Raw genomic sequence first — 2,195 nt, 5'->3', positions numbered from 1 at the left:
CTCGGCATGCCGGCCTCCCAAAAGGTCTCCTGACCGTCACGTCGGATCGGGTGTGCTTCGCACCCAAGCCGAATTACGCACCAAAGTCTTGTCGCCCGGCACTCTGGCTTCGCAAAGCATTTCCCGTTTTGTTCAGGCCGTCGAATGTGGAATGCGACCGTGGAGCACTCCAGTGCCACAGCGTCCGATCGATGAACGTCAGGTGAATTCGTGCAGGGTTATTTCTTCTTGATGGATAAAATTTGTGAATTCTTGATTAAAAATCTGATCATCTTCTTTTCACTCCATCAGCGTACAATAGGCGTCAAGAAGGTTGCTTGGTGTCCTTCTCGACCGACCCGTTCGGGCCCGGATCGCCAACACCCTCTTCCAACATCAGGGGAGGAGAAGGATGACCAAACATGCGCCACCATATGTCAGCAAACTTTTTAACGATTCCACGCGACGTGAATTTAGGTGTTCTCGGATCCACTCAGGTAAGATGTGACCACATTGACCGGTGAGACCGGCAGCAACGGACTGACCAGCGAGTACGACGAGGAAATCATGATCCCCATCTCCAAAGCGGAACGCAAGCATGGTCAGGTAACGTAGCGACCGGCGGTCAATTGCCAGAACCTGGGCCTCCCGAACATAGGGTGGCCTAAATACGATCAACCCGTTCCGCAGCCGGCGAAATCCCTTTCGCCGGAAGGAGGACACTTGCGCCGGCGAAGACCGGCAAGGAGAAGAAGAGTATGTCGAAGAACAACGATGAGGCCATGGTGGCCTCGACCAACCCGCCGGTGGAGGCCACCGGCTCCAGCGGAGACAACACTGCGGCGGTCACGACCGCCGCGGCCGACGATCTGGACCGTGAGCCGATCGAGGGCGTTGACTTTGGTACGCATGATGCGTACCTTTGGGGTGAATGGAAGGTGCTCCTGGAGATCGCCTCGTCCGACTGGGCGAAGGATTTCGAGGTGATGTCGCCTCCCAGTTTCGTGATCTACGCGTTCATGTGGCGGAAGGGAACCTACGTCGGGAAGGTGGACATGCTCACCCGGCTCGAGATCCGCGGATCGGAGTTGTGGTTGACTGACTTCCACATCCACGGTCATGGCGGGCGGGCCTTGCGTGGTGTCCTGTCCCGATCCGGTCTGAACGCCCTGTGCAACGCGGCCAAGGAGGACACCAATGTCGAAGCGGTTGTCATTGAGGGAGGCGTTCGATCGCAAGGTCTCCGTCGGGGGCAAGTCCCCGAACGGTTCCGGTTCGACGGCGGTTCTGGTTCTACGACCTGACGCCGACGGCGTGACCCGACCTGTGGATGTGGCGAGGCTGCTGACCGACAACGGCCTTACCCTCCGCAAGGCCCATGACGCGGTGAACAGGCTGACCAAGGTGGAGATCGTGCCGGTCGAACTGCCGGCGGTCTCCGATTTGGCCGGCCTGCTGGCCAGCCTGGAGTCCATGGGCGTACACGGCTCGCGCCGCAGCGAGCCGCCGCCGGTGGACATCCCGGCCCTGCGCGAGCGCATGGGCCTCACGCAGCGCGAGTTCGCCACCCGCTTCGGGTTCGAACTTGGCAACCTGCGGAACTGGGAGCAGGAACGGTCACCACAGGATACGGCGACCCGGCTGTTTCTTCATGTGATCGCCCGCCATCCTGAGGTTGTTGACGAGGTCGTGGACAAGGTGGCGACGGCGGCAGAGTGATCACGGCCTTCCGGAAGAGCAGCATGACACCGACAGGGCGGCTTCGTGCCGCCCTTCGTCGTTCTGGTTAAACCAGCAGGCCGTAGATCATGCAGTCCAGCAGCCGCATCACCATTCGTGCTCCGCCACATCGAACGGCCGCTGACCATCGAGTTCGGGATGCGGCGCCGTCAGCCATTCCTTAGGGTCCGGACTCATAACCAGTAGGGGTCACTACACGAAAGTGGGCTGATTGTCCGGGATCTGAGAACGACCTGAGAATATGAGGCAAGGGGCGTTCATGTGCCGGCTGCTTGCCTCGCGGAACTCAGGAGTTTTGCGACATCATCCAGGCGCGGGACGGGAATCCCAACGGCTTTGGTGTTTCAGAAGTCTGTCGCGAAAGGAGTAAATTCCGCGATTAATTTCGCGATAAGGAGCCGATTCAAAATAGATGAATCGGCTTGGCTTGTGGTGCGGTCGGGGATTTTCAGCGGGAGTCGCTGCGGGTAGACTCG

The 2,195-nt window shown here is 59.4% G+C and carries 2 protein-coding genes; both read left to right on the top strand.

What is annotated here, in order from left to right:
* Positions 1-737: 737 nt before the first annotated feature.
* The gene (locus EJ903_RS26140; protein WP_126620798.1) at positions 738-1,283 is read left to right on the top strand and encodes a hypothetical protein; all 546 of its coding nucleotides are present in this window, start codon (positions 738-740) and stop codon (positions 1,281-1,283) included.
* On the top strand, positions 1,177-1,698 hold the full coding sequence (locus EJ903_RS26135) for a helix-turn-helix domain-containing protein (protein WP_126620797.1): 522 nt from the start codon (positions 1,177-1,179) through the stop codon (positions 1,696-1,698). The genes EJ903_RS26140 and EJ903_RS26135 overlap by 107 nt, the downstream gene beginning before the upstream one ends.
* Positions 1,699-2,195: the final 497 nt, after the last annotated feature.

It is taken from the genome of Azospirillum griseum, from assembly GCF_003966125.1.
Lineage (GTDB): Bacteria > Pseudomonadota > Alphaproteobacteria > Azospirillales > Azospirillaceae > Azospirillum > Azospirillum griseum.
Note: the sequence above shows the minus strand (reverse complement) of the source record. Positions and strands in the feature narration are given on the sequence as shown.

Coding starts and splice junctions, on each gene's coding strand:
- EJ903_RS26140 (WP_126620798.1), top strand. CDS start 738: ATGTCGAAGAACAACGATGAGGCCATGGTGGCCTCGACCAACCCGCCG.
- EJ903_RS26135 (WP_126620797.1), top strand. CDS start 1,177: ATGTCGAAGCGGTTGTCATTGAGGGAGGCGTTCGATCGCAAGGTCTCC.